At 53.6% G+C, this 17,148-nt stretch carries 14 protein-coding genes and 1 tRNA gene; 11 read left to right on the top strand and 4 right to left on the bottom strand.

All coding sequences use genetic code 11. The features are described 5' to 3' along the window. Window positions 1-29 precede the first annotated feature (29 nt). The 11 genes from guaA to ACR0BU_RS00155 all read left to right on the top strand — a co-directional run bounded on the left by guaA (window position 30) and on the right by ACR0BU_RS00155 (window position 11,870). A complete protein-coding gene (gene guaA / locus ACR0BU_RS00105) occupies window positions 30-1,589 on the top strand; it encodes a glutamine-hydrolyzing GMP synthase (RefSeq protein WP_480735378.1) in 1,560 nt (519 codons plus the stop codon). Between the two features lie 307 nt (window positions 1,590-1,896). Then, window positions 1,897-2,958: a hypothetical protein gene (locus tag ACR0BU_RS00110; protein ID WP_480735377.1), complete on the top strand. Its 1,062-nt coding sequence runs from the start codon at window positions 1,897-1,899 to the stop codon at window positions 2,956-2,958. Between the two features lie 170 nt (window positions 2,959-3,128). Further along, window positions 3,129-3,992, top strand: a complete 864-nt coding sequence (locus tag ACR0BU_RS00115) for a DMT family transporter (protein WP_480735802.1) — start codon at window positions 3,129-3,131, stop codon at window positions 3,990-3,992. Between the two features lie 126 nt (window positions 3,993-4,118). Further along, on the top strand, window positions 4,119-5,243 hold the full coding sequence (locus tag ACR0BU_RS00120) for an OmpP1/FadL family transporter (RefSeq protein WP_300072747.1): 1,125 nt from the start codon (window positions 4,119-4,121) through the stop codon (window positions 5,241-5,243). 101 nt (window positions 5,244-5,344) lie between these two features. Next, on the top strand, window positions 5,345-6,241 hold the full coding sequence (locus ACR0BU_RS00125; RefSeq protein ID WP_480735375.1) for a DMT family transporter: 897 nt from the start codon (window positions 5,345-5,347) through the stop codon (window positions 6,239-6,241). Between the two features lie 48 nt (window positions 6,242-6,289). Next, on the top strand, window positions 6,290-7,162 hold the full coding sequence (locus ACR0BU_RS00130) for an ATPase (RefSeq protein WP_480735373.1): 873 nt from the start codon (window positions 6,290-6,292) through the stop codon (window positions 7,160-7,162). A gap of 38 nt (window positions 7,163-7,200) precedes the next feature. Further along, window positions 7,201-8,118, top strand: coding sequence for a homoserine O-acetyltransferase MetA (metA, locus tag ACR0BU_RS00135; protein WP_299078682.1), 918 nt, complete (start codon window positions 7,201-7,203; stop codon window positions 8,116-8,118). Next, on the top strand, window positions 8,102-9,061 hold the full coding sequence (locus ACR0BU_RS00140; protein WP_480735372.1) for an alpha/beta fold hydrolase: 960 nt from the start codon (window positions 8,102-8,104) through the stop codon (window positions 9,059-9,061). Before metA ends, ACR0BU_RS00140 begins: the two co-directional genes overlap by 17 nt. Window positions 9,062-9,110: 49 nt before the next feature. Next, entirely contained in the window at window positions 9,111-9,980 is an 870-nt protein-coding gene (gene ppk2, locus ACR0BU_RS00145; RefSeq protein WP_480735371.1) for a polyphosphate kinase 2, read from the top strand. Between the two features lie 129 nt (window positions 9,981-10,109). Beyond that, entirely contained in the window at window positions 10,110-11,141 is a 1,032-nt protein-coding gene (locus tag ACR0BU_RS00150; protein ID WP_299078674.1) for a sterol desaturase family protein, read from the top strand. Window positions 11,142-11,255: 114 nt separating this feature from the next. Next, window positions 11,256-11,870: a TetR/AcrR family transcriptional regulator gene (locus ACR0BU_RS00155; RefSeq protein WP_298932263.1), complete on the top strand. Its 615-nt coding sequence runs from the start codon at window positions 11,256-11,258 to the stop codon at window positions 11,868-11,870. A 304-nt stretch (window positions 11,871-12,174) separates the two neighbouring features. Here the strand turns inward: ACR0BU_RS00155 and ACR0BU_RS00160 are convergent, their stop codons facing one another. The 4 genes from ACR0BU_RS00160 to ACR0BU_RS00175 form a co-directional block, all read right to left on the bottom strand. Beyond that, window positions 12,175-13,056 (bottom strand): urea carboxylase-associated family protein, encoded by an 882-nt coding sequence (locus ACR0BU_RS00160; protein WP_480735370.1) that lies wholly within the window; start codon window positions 13,054-13,056, stop codon window positions 12,175-12,177. 373 nt (window positions 13,057-13,429) lie between these two features. Beyond that, window positions 13,430-13,519: transfer RNA gene (locus ACR0BU_RS00165), tRNA-Ser, on the bottom strand. A 158-nt stretch (window positions 13,520-13,677) separates the two neighbouring features. Beyond that, window positions 13,678-16,113 (bottom strand): DUF3772 domain-containing protein, encoded by a 2,436-nt coding sequence (locus tag ACR0BU_RS00170; RefSeq protein ID WP_480735368.1) that lies wholly within the window; start codon window positions 16,111-16,113, stop codon window positions 13,678-13,680. Further along, window positions 16,113-17,147, bottom strand: coding sequence for a cysteine synthase A (locus tag ACR0BU_RS00175; RefSeq protein WP_299078668.1), 1,035 nt, complete (start codon window positions 17,145-17,147; stop codon window positions 16,113-16,115). Before ACR0BU_RS00175 ends, ACR0BU_RS00170 begins: the two co-directional genes overlap by 1 nt. Window position 17,148 lies beyond the last annotated feature (1 nt).

Consider the following 17,148-nt stretch of genomic DNA (forward strand, 5'->3'; position numbering starts at 1 on the left):
AATCACCGTGCTTGGCCTATGGCGCGAACATGAGTGAAAAATCCCATGACCGCCTCCTGATCATCGACTTCGGCAGCCAGGTGACGCAGCTGATTGCTCGCCGTCTCCGCGAACTGAATGTCTACTGCGAAATTCATCCTTATCAGAACGTCACGATGGACTTCGTGCGGGAAATGTCCCCGCGCGCCGTGATATTTTCAGGTGGCCCGGACAGTGTGACTCGCGAAGGCTCTCCACGTGTTCCGCAAGAGATTTTCGACTATGGCGTGCCAATCTTGGGAATCTGCTACGGTCAGCAGGTGATGATGCATCAGCTTGGCGGTACGGTCGAAAGCGGCCATGGCACGGCCGAGTTCGGCCGCGCCTTCGTCACCCCGAACAAGACGGTGGATATTCTGGACGGCTGGTTCGCTGACGGTGATGAACAGGTCTGGATGAGCCACGGCGACCATGTCAGTGAAATCGCTCCGGGATTCGAGGTGTTTGGCACCTCGCCGAACGCACCATATGCCATCACCGCAGATCCGGATCGCCACTTTTATGCGGTGCAATTCCACCCCGAGGTACACCACACCCCGAAAGGCGCGAAACTCTACGAAAATTTCGTGAAATTGGCCGGGTTCAAAGGCGACTGGACCATGGGTGCCTATCGCGAAGAGATGATCCGCAAGATCCGCGATCAAGTGGGCGATAAGAAAGTCATTTGCGGCCTGTCGGGCGGCGTCGACAGCTCGGTCGCGGCAATCCTGATTCACGAGGCGATCGGCGATCAGTTGACCTGTGTGTTCGTCGACCACGGCCTGCTGCGCAAGAATGAAGCCACCGAAGTCGTTGGCATGTTCCGCGACAACTATAACATCCAGTTGATCCACGCCGATGAAAGCGATTTGTTCCTGGGCGAGTTGGACGGTCAGAGCGATCCTGAGACCAAGCGCAAAATCATCGGCAAACTGTTCATCGACGTGTTCCAGAAACATGCTGACACGATCGACGGCGCCGAGTTCCTGGCGCAGGGCACGCTGTACCCCGATGTCATCGAATCCGTTTCATTCTCGGGCGGCCCATCGGTCACGATCAAATCGCACCACAATGTGGGCGGCCTGCCAGAAAAGATGGGCCTGAAGCTGGTTGAACCTCTGCGCGAGCTGTTCAAGGACGAGGTTCGCGCACTGGGCCGCGAACTGGGCCTTCCGCCCAGCTTCATCGGACGCCATCCTTTTCCCGGACCCGGCCTTGCCATCCGCTGCCCTGGTGAAATCACCCGCGAAAAACTGGAAATCCTGCGAGAGGCCGACGCGATCTATATCGACCAGATTCGCAAGCACGGCCTTTATGACGATATCTGGCAGGCCTTTGTCGCCATCCTTCCCGTGCGCACGGTTGGGGTCATGGGCGATGGCCGGACCTACGATTATGCCTGCGCCCTACGCGCGGTGACTTCGGTCGACGGAATGACAGCCGACTATTATCCGTTCAGCCATGAATTCCTCAGTGAGACTGCCACGCGCATTATCAATGAGGTAAAGGGCATCAACCGCTGCACCTATGACATTACCTCAAAGCCTCCGGGCACGATTGAGTGGGAATAACCAAACAGATTCACGAACGTGTTGATCAGGTTGCGCTCGGTGAAGTGCTCCGCGTTCAGATCTGATAGAGCAGCCACCCTGCCCCAAGCTGATGCTGCACCTCAGTTGCGAAGTCAGCCGCAAACAAATCAGGCACCGTTGGGCTATTAGCCGCCTTGTGACTCAAACTAGTCACAACGACGTTTGACTTGCATTCCGCATCCCGATCTCACAGCATGTTTTGCTAGAAGACCCCGAAGACAATACCGGACCTTTTTTAAATAGCAGTATCGCACCAAATTGTAGCAAGTAGCGCCCAAGGTATTTTATGGCACTGATCAAGAACATTTTTTTCGTTTGTCTGTTAACTTTAACGATGTTGGTCGCGCTCGAAGTCATCCTGTTTGCCGCATTTTCAGTACGGGACCTGGTAAGTGACGGCAGGGCTTCAAAAAAGACCGACAACCCGAACCAAAACGAAGAAACGTTTCAATTTCAAAACGACACTGAAAGCTTTCAAGGTTACCCCTACAAAGCCTTCGTTGGCTGGGAATCCCCCATGATTTCCAGCAAAACCCTGAACATCGACGAAGACCTGAGGCGCGTTACGACGAACCCTGAACCAGAAAGTGCAACGAAAGTCCACTTTTTCGGCGGGTCTACTATGTGGGGCCACAGCGTTTCCGACAAAAACACAATCCCCTCACAGTTTGCGGGATTGTCTGGAAAAACGTCTATCAACTACGGTGAGCAGGCATACAATTCACGACAAAGCCTCAACCGGCTTCTCAACAATCTGTCAGACATTCAAAGCGGGGACACTGTGGTTTTCTTCGACGGCGTGAATGACGTTTACCACAACTGCCTTGGCTTAAACTCCGCTAACGGCCATCCCCGCGAAGGCTTCATAAAGGCGGCTTTGGAGAACAAGTCACAATCTACCTCGGCGCTTTGGAGCATAATTCAGTCCTCATCTATCAATCGCTTTGCCAGAGGCATCGGGCAGAAGTTGGATTCTAACTCAAACGACAAAAACTTCTCAGAGCTCAACCGTTGTAACGAAGAGGAATACGCGGAAGACGTAGCCAGTTTCCTTGTAGACAGTTGGGCCGCGACCGAAGCCATCGTCCGATCCAAAGGCGCGCGGTTTGTATGTGTGCTTCAACCGAACCCTTACACGTTGAGCTCGGAACCCTTCAGCCATAACGCCAATTACGAAACTCAAATCCATCAAGTGTATCCGAAGATACGGGAAAAAGCGCAAAACCTTGGATGTTTCAGAGACTATTCGGCACTTTTTCAAGAAGACCACTACATCGATCATTGCTGCCATGTGAACGCCAAGGGGAACCTGGAAATAGCCAGGCAATTCGCAAAGGACCTGAACTAGCGTTCTGGGCGCTGATCTGTCTTCCAAAAGCCATCAACCCTGGAAAATACTGATTTTGGGTGACTTTCCGGTAAATCCAAGTCAGACAAACCTCTGACAGGCAAGATAACGCATACGGAGGCGTCAGGGTGGAGAGTTCGTCACCTCAGGTCGGTAAAGCGGCTGCTTGGATGATCGGGGCCATCGCGTCTTTCTCGTCAATGGCGGTCGCCGGGCGCGAGCTAAGTCTCTATCACGATACATTCGAAATTATGATGTACCGCAGTTTTGTGGGCTTTGTCGTCGTCGCGCTGGTCCTGACTGCGACTGGCAAATGGTATCAGGTCAAAACCAAACGTCTGGGCCTGCACGCTGTAAGAAACACACTGCATTTCACCGGGCAAAACCTTTGGTTCTATGCGGTCGGCGTAGCTCCTCTGGCGCAGGTTTTCGCGCTTGAGTTCACACAACCCATTTGGGTCATCCTGCTATCACCGCTTTTGCTAAAAGAACGCCTGACACTACTGAAAATGACGGCCGCTTTGATTGGGTTCGCAGGAATATTGGTTGTGACCCGACCTGGGGCCGCACCGCTAAGCCCCGGCATCTTGATGGCCGCCGCGTCAGCCATATTCTTCGCGTTTACAACTATCACGACCAAAAAGCTCACGAGATTTGCCAGTATCGGATGTATCGTGTTCTGGTTAACGGCCATGCAGGCGGTGCTGGGCACCGCGGCAGCTGGGTTTGACGGGCAGATCACCATTCCCAATGCACAAACGGCTCCGTTTTTGCTGCTTGTAGGACTGGCGGGGTTGTTGGCGCATTTTTGCATCACAAACGCTCTGGCCATCGCGCCCGCGACTGTCGTGATCCCTTTTGACTTCGCACGCCTGCCCACCATCGCTGTGGTCGGTATGATCCTATATCACGAGCCGATCGATCACTGGACGCTTTTGGGTGCGGCAATAATTTTTGCCGGCATCTTTTTGAACGTGTGGTCAGAGAATCGTAACAGTTTGGCAACAGTTCGTAACGTAACAACCCTCAAGTAACGCATGGTCACCAGTTGACGTTAAAATGAGTCACGAGTGAGTATCGGGCACCACAAATAATGGGCCCGGCGACGCACACTCAGGCACTGCCAATAAGGCCCACGAGAGACAGTATGGGAGGAATAAATGAAAAAGGCGCTTCTACAAGCTTGCGCCCTATGCGTAGGGGCAACGACAGTGCAGGCGGGTGGCTTGGATCGCAGTGGTCAGGGCATCAATCTTATTTTTGAAGAAGGCACGGCCGTTCAGTTTCGACTTGGCTACACCAATCCTACAGTGTCAGGCACGCTAGGCGGAGTAGATTCTGGAAATATCGCGAAGGACTTCTTCACGCCCCACCTGGGCTACAAAACTTCGCTGACCGAACAGCTCGATTTCGCGCTCGTGTATGATCAGCCCTTTGGCGCTGATGTGGCCTACGGTTCGAATTATCCATTGTCGCAGAACCCTACGTCAGTGGCAGGTGGCCGTACCGACGTTTTGCGTGCCTCAGCCGATACAGATGCGGTTACCGCATTGTTTCGGTACAAGTTTGACGGCGGCTTTAGCGCAATAGGTGGCTTACGCGCGCAGCGCCTGACAGGCAACGTGGCTGTTCCCGCTGCAGCGGGTTATGAAGTCGACATCGATCCGGAAATCGATTTTGGATACGTGGTCGGAGTAGCATGGGAAAAACCAGAAATTGCCGCCCGGGTCGCCCTAACGTACAACTCCAAAATCACGCACAATCTGTCGCAAACAGAATCTAACAATGTGGTGCCTCCAATTCCTGCGGGTCTTTCTGTCAACAACACAGAAACGGAAGTAGTAACACCGCAGTCGGTGAACCTCGACTTCCAGACGGGCGTGGCACCGAAGACGCTTTTGTTTGGATCAATACGTTGGGTTGATTGGCCGCAATCTATCTACGCCCCGCCTGTGTATGTTGGCATAACCGGAAACAACCTACTTGACTACGACGATGCTACGTTCACCTACACACTTGGCTTAGGCTATCAGTTCTCAGAGGAATTTTCCGGAGCAGTTACAGTTGGGTATGAGACTTCTACCGGCTCCACTGTTTCAGACTTGGGTCCGACTGATGGTTTCTGGAGCGTCGGTTTGGGCGGCACTTATTCGATCGAGCAAGCGAAGATTTCCGGTGGAATTCGCTATACCGATATTGGGGATGCTACGACAAACCAAGGAGCGCGGTTCACTGGAAACAGCGCTTGGAGTGTCGGTGTTCAGGTCACCTACGCCCTAAACTAATCAGCGTTAAGTCATGGATGAAAAGCCCCGCTGTTCAGCGGGGCTTTTTTTTTCGCAAGTTTCGGGTCGCTTCAGTAGTACCCAAATGAAAGAGTGGTGCCATGGAAACTCAAAAACACCTCTCTCGTCGCGCTTGGTCTGAACTTTTGTTGCTGGGCTTGATTTGGGGCGCGTCCTTTTTATCGATTCGCATCGCTTTGGATACAATTCCGGTAATGACATCGGTTTTGCACCGCACTTTCTGGGCTATGTTGGTGCTGTGGCTTGTCGTTCTAATTCAACGTCACAACATACCAAAAAGCCCCAAGGTCTGGCTGGCTTTTCTGGTCATGGGCCTTCTGAACAACGCTATTCCCTTTACATTGATGGCATGGGGCCAGCTGTATATCGACACTGGGCTGACGGCGATCCTGAACGCGGCCACGGCGGTTTTTGGCGTCCTGATCGCAGCCATGTTCTTCAAAGATGAGCGTCTGACAAAAGCCCGCCTAACAGGCGTCGGGCTGGGATTTCTGGGCGTGTCGATCGCGATCGGCATACAGAATTTCTCAAATTTCAACCTACAAAGCACAGCCCAACTCGCGATAGTTGCCGGAACCATCTCATATGCGTTGGCTGCTGCATGGGCCCGCAAGTCATTGTCTGGCCTTTCGCCTATCGTCGCAGCAGCTGGCATGCTGACCGGATCGACGCTGCTGATCCTACCGGTCACATTGATGGTCGACGGCATGCCCACCTTGACCCTGCCTTTTGTGACATGGGTTGCCATCGGCTACTACGCCATCATAGCGACCGCTGGCGCGTACCTGTTATACTACCGCGTGCTTGCCATGGCTGGCAGCGGCAATCTGATGCTGGTCACCCTGGTTATCCCGCCCGTTGCCATTGTTCTGGGCGCTGCGGTGCGGGACGAGGCCCTTGAACCGAGGGCTTTCGTCGGGTTCGCAGTCCTTGCGTTGGGCCTGTTGATCTTAAATCGTTCTGGTTCTCGCAATTGACGCCGCCTCCTGCCCGATTTAGCAAAGGCTAAAAAGGGACAGTGGCAAATGATCTACGGCTCGGCAAAAGACTGGCGCAACGCGCCGCGAAAAAAAGTGTTATTTTTCGGCATGTCGGGTCTGGGCAAAACCTATGTGTCAAACATCCTGAGGGATTCCGGCGGTTGGTTTCACTACTCAATCGACTACCGTATTGGCACCCGCTACATGGGCGAATACATCACCGACAACGCCAAGGCCGAAGCGATGAAAGTCCCGTTTCTGCGCGATCTGCTGCTTTCGGATTCGATCTATATCGGCTCGAACATATCATTTGAGAACCTGACCCCGGTGGCGGCCTATCTGGGCAAGCCAGGGAACCCAGATCTCGGCGGGCTTGAAATGTCAGAATACCGCCGCCGGCAAGAGCAGTTCCGCCTGGCGGAAATTCACGCCCTGCTGGATACTGAGTATTTCATCGACCGTGCGCAGCGGTTGTACCAATACCCGCATTTCATCTGTGATACCGGCGGATCCATCTGCGAATGGGCAGACCCGGACGACCCAGGCGATCAGTTGTTGACTGAATTGTCCCGACACACCCTTATGATATGGCTGAAGGGTGACGAAGATCATACCGCCGAGTTGATAAAACGCTTCGACAAAGCCCCTAAGCCGATGTCTTATCAGGGCGAATTTCTTACCCGCGTCTGGCAAGATTACCTGGACCAACACGGCTGCGCCGAGTCTGATGTTGATCCCGATGACTTCATCCGCTGGACCTATGCTCAAGCTCTCGCTCATCGTCAGCCCAGATACGAAGCCATGGCGAAGAACTGGGGTGTCGCAGTCACTGCAGGCGATATCAGCAAGGTGCGCGATGCCCCTGATTTCGATGAGTTGATCGAACGCACCCTTGAGACCAGGCGCAATTGCGCCTAACTACCAGCTTTCTATGACCTCTTTAAAAGCCTGAGCATATGCCCATAAAGATCCCTTCAGACCTGCCCGCTTATGACGTCCTGACCAAAGAGGGCGTTATGGTCATGGACGAAGATCAGGCAATGCGTCAGGATATTCGCCCCTTGCGGATCGGGTTGCTTAACCTGATGCCCAAGAAGATCCAGACCGAAAACCAGTTTGCCCGCTTGATCGGCGCGACCCCTTTGCAGATCGATCTGTCGCTAATCCGTATGACTGAGCACAGGACCAAGAATACCGCAGCGGTTCATATGGCTGAGTTTTATCGCCCCTTTCAGGAGGTGAAGGATCAGAAATTTGATGGTCTCGTCATAACCGGCGCGCCTATCGAGCATTTGGATTTTGTCGATGTGACTTACTGGGATGAAATCAGCGAAGTCTTCGACTGGACCCAAACCAACGTTCATTCGACATTTGGCGTCTGCTGGGGTGGGATGGCGATGATCAACCATTTTCATGGTGTAAAAAAGCACATGCTGGACGCCAAGGCCTTTGGGTGTTTCCGGCATCGAAACCTGAACCAAGCCTCTCCGTTTTTGCGCGGGTTTTCCGACGATTGCGTTATTCCTGTCAGTCGCTGGACTGAAATGAAGCAGGCCGAGATTGATGGTGCACCCGGTTTGACCACGTTGCTGGGCAGCGATGATGTTGGCCCTTGTCTGGTCGAGGACAGATCGCATCGGGCGCTCTATATCTTCAACCACTTCGAATACGATAGTGATACGTTGAAACAGGAATATGACCGTGATGTGACCAATGGCACGCCGATCAACGTGCCGATCAACTACTACCCAGACGACGATCCAGCCCAGACTCCGCAGAACCGGTGGCGCAGTCATGCGCATCTTTTGTATGGGAACTGGATCAATGAAATTTACCAGAGCACCCCTTTCGATATGAATGACATTGGCCGTTAAACTCCTGATATCTTTTGGCCTTGCAGTGTTGGGCCTGGCGCTATTCACCATCTGGCGCGCGACGCAGCAAGAAGCGCTGGCCGAAGCCGCGTTTCCGCCAGAAGGTGAAATGCTGGATATCGACGGTGTCGCGATTCATGCTGTTGTGATGGGCAAAGGCCCGGATGTCGTGTTGATCCACGGGTCCAGCGGAAACACCCGTGACATGACCTTCGCCCTCGCCCCGATCCTGGCCGAGCACTACCGTGTTATCGTTTTTGACCGGCCCGGTCTTGGCTATTCCGCCAGTTTCAACCCGGATGGTGAAACCATCATCGAACAGGCGGATGTATTACAGCGCGCTGCTGCACTGCTTGGGGCCGACAAACCGATCGTGGCCGGGCAAAGCTATGGTGGGTCAGTTTCGTTGGCCTGGGCCATCACGCGCCCTGACAACATCTCGGCACTGGTCCTGATGGCTCCGGCCGCGATACCGTGGGAAACACCTCTGGATGGGTTCAACCAGCTCGCCTCAACTTCGGCAGGGAGTTCACTCGCCCTGCCCTTCATTACGTCATATGTTCCTGATTGGTACGTAACGCAGGCTCTGGACACTGTCTTCGCCCCACAAAAAGCTCCTGATGGCTATGCCGAACATTTCGGACCTCAATTGACTGTTCGCCGCGCCTCAATGCACGCGAATGCCAAACAGCGCGCAAACCTTCTGCATGAGATCACCCAGTTGCAACCCAGATATGGCGAGATTTCTGTTCCGACCGAAATCGTGCACGGCACGGCAGATGATACTGTCGGGCTGGATTGGCACTCCGAACGTCTGATCGAGCAAATCCCGGGGGCGGAACTGATCGCACTGCAAGGCATTGGACATATGCCGCAGGTTGTCGCCGCACCCGAAGTTGCTGAAGCAATCGACCGCGCCGCCCGACGCGCAGGTTTGCGTTAAGACGACGCCTAATCCATAGTAAGATATGGATTTTCTTGCGAGGTAGCACATGGCCCGGTCGGAAAAAGGCTCTATCGAAAAATATTACCGCAAAGGCGCGCCCAAAAGCGTGCGCGAAGAAATCAAAAAGGCCAGCAAGGGCGATATCCTGAACCCCACCTATCCCTACGCCGAAAAAATGAAATCCAGCGACTACCAAGAACAGATGGACGCGCTGCAGATCGAGTTGGTCAAGATGCAGTCTTGGGTAAAGGAGACCGGTCAGAGGGTTGCCATTATCTTTGAAGGCCGTGATGCGGCGGGCAAAGGCGGAACCATTAAACGCTTTCGCGAAAACCTGAACCCACGCGGTGCCCGTAACGTCGCATTGTCCAAACCGTCGGACACAGAACGCAGCCAATGGTACTTTCAACGTTACATCCCGCATTTGCCTGCGGCGGGGGAAATCGTGTTTTTTGATCGCAGTTGGTACAACAGAGGCGTTGTTGAAAACGTCTTTGGTTTTTGCACACCCAAAGAAAGAGAGCGGTTTTTCCGACAGGTTCTGCCGTTGGAGACAGGTTTGGTTAACGACGGCATTCATCTGTTCAAGTTTTGGCTGAACGTTGGGCGGGCCGAACAGTTGAACCGTTTTCTGGCACGCGAGACAGATCCGTTGAAACAATGGAAGTTGAGCCCGATTGATGTCGCGGGTCTGGACAAATGGGACGGGTATACACAGTCCATTTCTGAAACGCTGACACGATCTCATACCGACAGCTGTCCATGGACAATCATTCGGTCTGATGACAAGAAACGCGCCCGGCTTGCGGCGATCCGAACCGTACTTCATGCGCTTGATTACGAAGAGAAAAAGACCAAAGATCTCGGCGCAATTGATCCGAAAATCTGCGGCGGGCCGGAAATCTGGGACGCATAGACTTGCAGTCCTTAGCTAAAGCAGTTTCTCGCATGAAATGACACATCGCTGCCGCATTTCTGCCGCCGAGAAGCCGTCGACATGCATCAAGGTTCCTACTTAAAAGCGAGATACAGACAGGTGCTCTCGATGGTTGAGGAAGTATTCGCGGCGCTGCGGCATCCTTTTGAGTTGTTCTTTGATCCGACAAACCGCTTGTCCTTGCTTCATTTGGGGACAGCGCTGGCGGCGGCCATTTTCGTTTTCTATCGAACCAGAAAGGCGCGGCAGGGCAAAACCTTCAAAGATCTGCTCAATTGGTTGCTTCCTTGGGATGTGCTGACACATAAGTCAGCAAAAGCCGATTACGTCATGTTTTTCTTGAATAAATCCATCATCGGCGCAATCTATGCATCGATCTTGTTGCAAGTTCCGTTCTGGTACAATGTCGTCGAGAAAATCTTGGGACCTGCAACCGAAGGACCATATGATTCCTCGCTCGCTGTGTCAGTATTCTATACAGCGGTGGCTGTCCTCGTATTCGATGGGGCTCTTTGGTTCGGGCACTATATTTTTCACAAGATCCCCTTTTTGTGGGAATTCCACAAAGTCCACCACTCGGCCGAAGTCATGACACCGCTGACGGCATCTCGCATGCACCCGGTTGAGGAAATCATCTCGTCTTTACTAAGCGGCTTTTTCGTTGGGGTTGCTGTGGCATTGCTTGACCAGTTTTTTGGCAGTGGTGGACGGGCGTTTACCTTGTTTGGACTAAACATCATCGTCTTCGTATTTTTCATAGCTGCCTTCAACTTGCGTCACAGCCATGTCTGGCTGCAATATCCTGACTGGGTGCAGCATGTCTTCGTGAGCCCTGCACAGCATCAGATTCATCATTCCAAGGCCCGTAAGCATTGGGATAAGAACATGGGCTTTATCTTTGCGATATGGGACTGGAGTGCCGGAACACTTTACTCACCAAAATCGAAGGAAAATATTGAATACGGTTTGGGAAATGGCGAAGACGGAACATGGAACGATCCCGTCGTTTTATATCTGCGCCCGTTCCGAAACGCTTTTGCTCTCTTAAAAAAGGATCCCAGAGGTGCTCTTACAGGATCCAACGCCGAAGCCCGCTCGGAACAAGAAGCCACACATGCGAGCTCTGCCGAGAGCAACTAATCCTCATGTTGTGAAATAATGGGTCTGCGACCTCTCAAGCGTTGGACGAACCTATCCTGATACACTATCTCTTTGGTCTCAATTGTCTTTAGCACAAAGGTGCCTGAGCCCGGGATGACGAAACGCGGTTATCACCATGGAAACCTGAAACAAGCCCTGATCGAGGCTGCTTTGTCTCTGATTGAAGAAAAGGGTCCAACGGGTTTCACACTTTCTGAGGCGGCCAAAACTGCGGGCGTGACACCAGCGGCTGTATATCGTCACTTCCAAGGCCGCGAAGATCTGATTGCAGAAGCGGCGCGGCAAGGCTTTGAGATGTTCGCCGATCTGATGCAATATGCCTATGACAAGGGACAGCCGTCAGCCCTGGCGGCTTTTGAAGCCACCGGCCGCGCCTATCTGGCCTTTGCACGAAAACATCCCGGCCATTATATCTCGATGTTCGAAAGTGGTATTTCCCTGAACCGAACCCCGGAATTGTCGCTGGCGGCGAACCGTGCAAAAAGCGTGCTTGAAAAAGCTGCTGACGATTTGTCCCAGCATATTCCACCGGAAAAGCGCCCTCCTGCTGCGATGTTCAGCGCACATATCTGGGCAATGAGCCATGGCGTTGTTGAACTCTATGCCCGCAACACGGGTGCGACGTCCCCTTTTCCGCCTGAAGACCTACTTGAAAGCGGTATTGGCATTTACCTCAGGGGATTGGGTTTGGTTCCTCAGGACAAGTGACCCTAAATCTAGGCCGAACCGAACCCAACGTGGATGAATTTCTGAAGGCCGACGACCGATCCCACGATGGATCCTGTCCCTAGGTGCGATGAACTGCCTCGATCCAGTCATAGCTTAATGAGGTCGGCTAGTCGTTTAGAAGCCATCGTATTTTTCGTAAAGCGTCTGCTCCTCGCGACCACTCTGGCGTTACCCTACAGAGAACATCACGGCTTTATGTCAAAACGCTTATTTTGTTAGCTTTATTGATGTTTTTGGGACTACTGACTAGGAGTTCAGGCAGACGCTCGCGTTCCTGCCTTAGCTAAACCTTTGAGTCATCTGCCTTGCCATGGGTCCGGTCGTAGGAAGATACCTTGGGCTGTTGATGCGCCGCGCGAACATCTTCTCCGGGATCATACACCTCGATCAGCAACGGATAGCAGGATGCAGCGTCGGACGAATGCTCGGATGAGCAATCGCCGCCAGGACATGCTGAGATGCCAACCACAAGGTCGATTTCCGCATGAAATTCCAGATAATCACCGGGGCGCCCTGGGCTTGCTTTCATGAAGTACTGACCAGTATCGCGGGTAAAACCGGTGCACATGAAAACATTCAAAACGTCATGCACGTACACCTCCGCTTCGTGCAAGGGTAAATCACAATGACTTGCTAATGCGCGCGTCAGGTTGGAATGGCAGCAATGGTGATAGTCGTTGCCCGACAGCAACCTCCCGGTGTAGGGATCGCAACGCGTACCAATGACGTCATGCACTGATCCCCCAAACTCGTCAAAGCCATACCAGTCAAGGGTGTCCTCGACGATGGTCGCCATTGGGCGCATAGTTGGAAAACTTGACCACATTCGGTCGCCGGTCGACAGATGCGTGCCATGCAGTGCCCGTGTTTTTCCCGAGTAGAACCGCTCGGTCAGGTCATGCTTGTTCCAAAGGTTCAAATCACCAACCTGCGCGCCGTCGACCGAAACGATGCGAAAGAACGCTCCGGCAGGTACGTCTATGCAAGCCGCATCTCGTGGCAGCGCCGTAGTTTCTGCAGATTTCTTAGCCTTTTGCCTCAGGTCACTCAGACCCTTCAAATCAGGTTGGTCGAGGCTGTCCGGCGGGTAACAGATCACCGGCTGAATACCCTTGCGGACATTGGCATCCTGAGGCGGCGTGAAGCTTGGGTTTTCTGATTTCACGAGAGACTTCCAACTGTTTTGTGACAGGCGCTTAACGTCACCAGAGATAGGACAACTTCATACGAGATGCCATCCGGGTTGACAGATTCAAAATCGGCTCATCGCAATGCCTTGCCGCCACACCAGTTGGCCAGCCATCTCAGCAGCGCCATGCGTTGCGATCTGTGCCAATTGTGAGGACCAGCAATGAGCAGTCCTATTTGTGCACAAGAGCATTGAAAACCGTCATAGTGATTTATCCGACGTATTCGCCTACCAGCGGCGTCAGTTTGCATTCCAAATAATAGCCGCTGCACCCATGCCTGTTTCTTCCATCGCGGATACAAAAGCGCTATTTCGAGTTTGGAAAGACCACCAATGACAGTCAAGTAAATGGCGGAGAGACAGGGATTCGAACCCTGGAGACGGTCTCCCGCCTACACACTTTCCAGGCGTGCGCCTTCGACCACTCGGCCACCTCTCCGTGAAGGCGATATGTGAACCAACACAATCAGATTTGCAAGGCCCCAAATCGGGGAATTTGGTGCCGCCTGAGTAAATAAATCACGCAAATGAGTCAGCGGGTCACACAGAGAAAACAACCTCACTTTGTGATCGAGGGGATCGTCGTTGGACTATGGATCAGAACTCCTCACCACCATCGGGATCCAGATCCGACTCTTTCATTTCTATTGGGCTGGTCGAGTCTCTTCGGGATTGCCCTTGCGCGCTGCCCGGCGTAGTTTCAGGTGCGTTATCAGAAGATTGCAGAACCTCTGGGTTCCGCAACCACAAATCGCGCTGGGCAAATGGAATCTCGATCCCAGCCTCGGCGAAGCGGCGGTTAATCTCGTGGTTCATGTCGGATTTCACCGACAAAACCCAGTTCACGTCCCGCAAGATCGCCCGTATCTCGAAATCCAGGGAGTCGGCCCCGAAGCCCTGGAACACCACACTGGGCGCCGGGTTGGCCAGAACCATCGGGTGAGTGTTAGCAACCTCTCTCAATATCTCCTCGACCTGTTTTGTATCGGTCCCATAGGCCACGCCAACCGGCACGATCACCCGGCCAATCGTGTTCCCTCGTGTGTAGTTTGTCACCACTCCGCTGATCAGGTCCGAATTCGGGACAATCACATCCGTTCTGTCAAAGGTCTCGATTCGGGTCGACCGCACCGAGATGTCGCGCACATAGCCCATCATCCCGTTCACGTCGATCCAGTCGCCCTTGGAAATCGGGCGTTCGACCAAGAGGATAATGCCAGACACGAAATTCGAAACGATAGTTTGCAGACCAAAACCGATGCCCACGGACAACGCACCGGCAACGATGGCAAGCGACGACAGGTCAAAACCCGCCACCATGATGGCGACCAAAGCGGCCAGAAAGACGCCGACATATCCTGACCCGGAAACGATCGCATTCTGGCCACCCGGGTCGATACTGGTTTTTGGCAGTAGTGAGTTTCGCAGCCCGCTTTGCAAAAGTCGCGTTAAGGCATAGCCAATCGCAAATACTGCAACAAATGTCAGAAAGTTGGTCGGTGAGATCGTCACGCCGCCAATGTCGAAACCCTGCAACAGCCGAGACCACGCTTCGAGCAAATCCGCCTCGCGCGCTCCCCAATAGACTGCAAGGATCGGTAGCGCGATGATCGTCAGGGCGAATCCAATCAGCACCGCAAAAAGCGAATCTCCGGCACCTTCGCCCTGCCCGCTTACCCAACCATAGATTTGGCAGAAGAAACGCTGGAAGATGATCAATGCGGCAATCAAAACCAGTGTTTTGACGGCTGGAAAGACAATGGCTTCGGCGGCATTTGTATAGCCCAGAAGTGCCAGAAAGGGTGCGGCCATGCCCAGCATGAACAGCGCCCGGCGCAAAAACTCGACCAGTTGGCTGAAACCCGCTGCCCGGGACGAGGTGTTTTGTTCAGACCCCTCCTTCTGAATGTCGTTTGTTCGTATGTGACGTGCACGCAGCAGCAACAGTGCAGTTGCCACAATAATTGGAAAACTGACCACGGCCCGTGTCGCATCGGAGATGTTTTCAATCTTCTCGAACAGCTTTACCAACTCATGCAGGATCAGCATGATCGCCAGCAAATCCAGGTAGATACGAAGCTCTGTGATTTTTCTGACCGAAAGGCGTTTGAAGTTGTTCGCTGCACCCATCAGATAGATTTGGCGACCGATCCAGTCGTAAGACAGCACAATTGCTGCCCAGTAGGGGATTTCATCAACCAACAGCGATCCGCGCAGGCCCAAAACATCGGTGAGGTAGAGCGCCACAACCACTGCCAACACACCGATCCATGGCAAGATGATCCGAAGCAGCGAAATGACAAAGGTCCAAACGCCACTGCCAGAACCGCCAAACTGCCGCAGATACTCACCACCCTTCTCTGACCAGTATTTGCCAAAGACCAGCAAGACCGTAGCGATGCCCAGCAATATGAAAATCACCAACCCACGTTCGCGAATTTGCTCGCGAACAACGTCGGTCTTCATATTCTTGACCGTCTCGTTGATCAGGCTGCGGGCCGCACTTTCGACATCCACCCATGCCGGGGCCCAATACGCCGGGTTTATTGGCGATGGGCCCTTCTCCAAAAGCTCCTTGGTTTGTCGATCACGGATAATCTGGTCGATTTCGCTGATCAGCCCGTTGGCGCGGCTATACGCTTCTTCCGAGATGATGCGCGGAACGCGCAAGCTGTTCAGCTGGTTTTCAAGGTGCTGGCGCAGCTTGGCAATGTCTTCTGGTTCAGTTGCATCCCCTTCGGGCTTAGGCCCCAGGGCTTTAAGCTGCCCTTCCAGTGTCTCAATCCGCTCGGTATTTTCTCCGCGAGATTTGTTAAAGGTATCTCGATAACCGTTTATTTCTGAACGCAAATTTTCCAACGCCGCGCTCGACGCCCTGTTGACGTCGATCACGGCCTCGGCCCGGTCCGCCGTTCTTATCCATGTCTGATAGTATTCGCTTTGCCGATCTGACAGCTGCGCATCTGCAATACTACCAAACCCGACAAGCGACAGGATAACGAGAGCAAGAAACAGGCGGACCTGTCGCAGCATCATACGTCCTCGAATACGCCTGGAATGCTACGCGGCGCTTCGGTCATCCAGTCGGGTACGGGCAGCTCCTTTTCACGGAGGAATTCCGGGTTGAACAGCTTGGACTGATAACGCGTGCCGTAATCACACAGAATGGTCACAATGGTATGGCCCGGTCCCATTTCCTTAGCCAAACGCACTGCGCCAGCCATGTTGATCGCGGTTGATCCGCCCATAACAAGGCCTTCTTCGCGCAACAAGTTAAAGATGTAGGGCACCGCTTCATTGTCGGTGATTTGATAAGAATGGTCGGGTGTGAACCCTTCAAGGTTTTTGGTCACGCGGACCTGCCCGATGCCCTCGGCGATCGAGCTGCCTTCCATCGCGATCTCGCCGGTTGTGTAGTAGGAAAAGAGCCCTGCTCCCATCGGATCGGCGAGGCCAATTTTGACGCCTTTGGGCTGCAGGGCATCGGCCACGCCTGCCAACGTGCCGCCAGATCCGACGGCGCAGATGAACCCATCAACCTTGCCACCTGTCTGTTCCCAGATTTCCGGGCCGGTGGTTTCCACATGGGCTTGTCGGTTGGCGACATTGTCAAACTGATTGGCCCAGATTGCGCCATTTGGTTCGGTCTGCGCCAGTTCCTCGGCCAGACGGCGAGAGTAATGCACGAAGTTGTTCGGGTTGCGATAAGGTGCCGCTGGCACCTGCACAAGCTGCGCCCCCGCCAGGCGCAGCATGTCTTTTTTCTCTTCGGACTGGGTTTCCGGGATCACGATCACAGTCTTGAACCCCATCGAAGCACCCACAAGCGCGAGCCCGATGCCAGTGTTCCCCGCAGTGCCTTCGACAATCGTGCCTCCAGGCTTCAGATCGCCGCGGGCGATGGCATCGCGAATGATATAAAGCGCGGCACGGTCTTTAACGGACTGGCCCGGGTTCATGAACTCGGCCTTGCCGAGGATTTCGCACCCGGTTTCGTCACTGATGCGGCGCAGCCGGATCAACGGTGTTTTTCCTACTGCGTCAGCAAGATCTCGTGCAATGCGCATG

Source organism: Ruegeria sp. CK2, assembly GCF_056536585.1.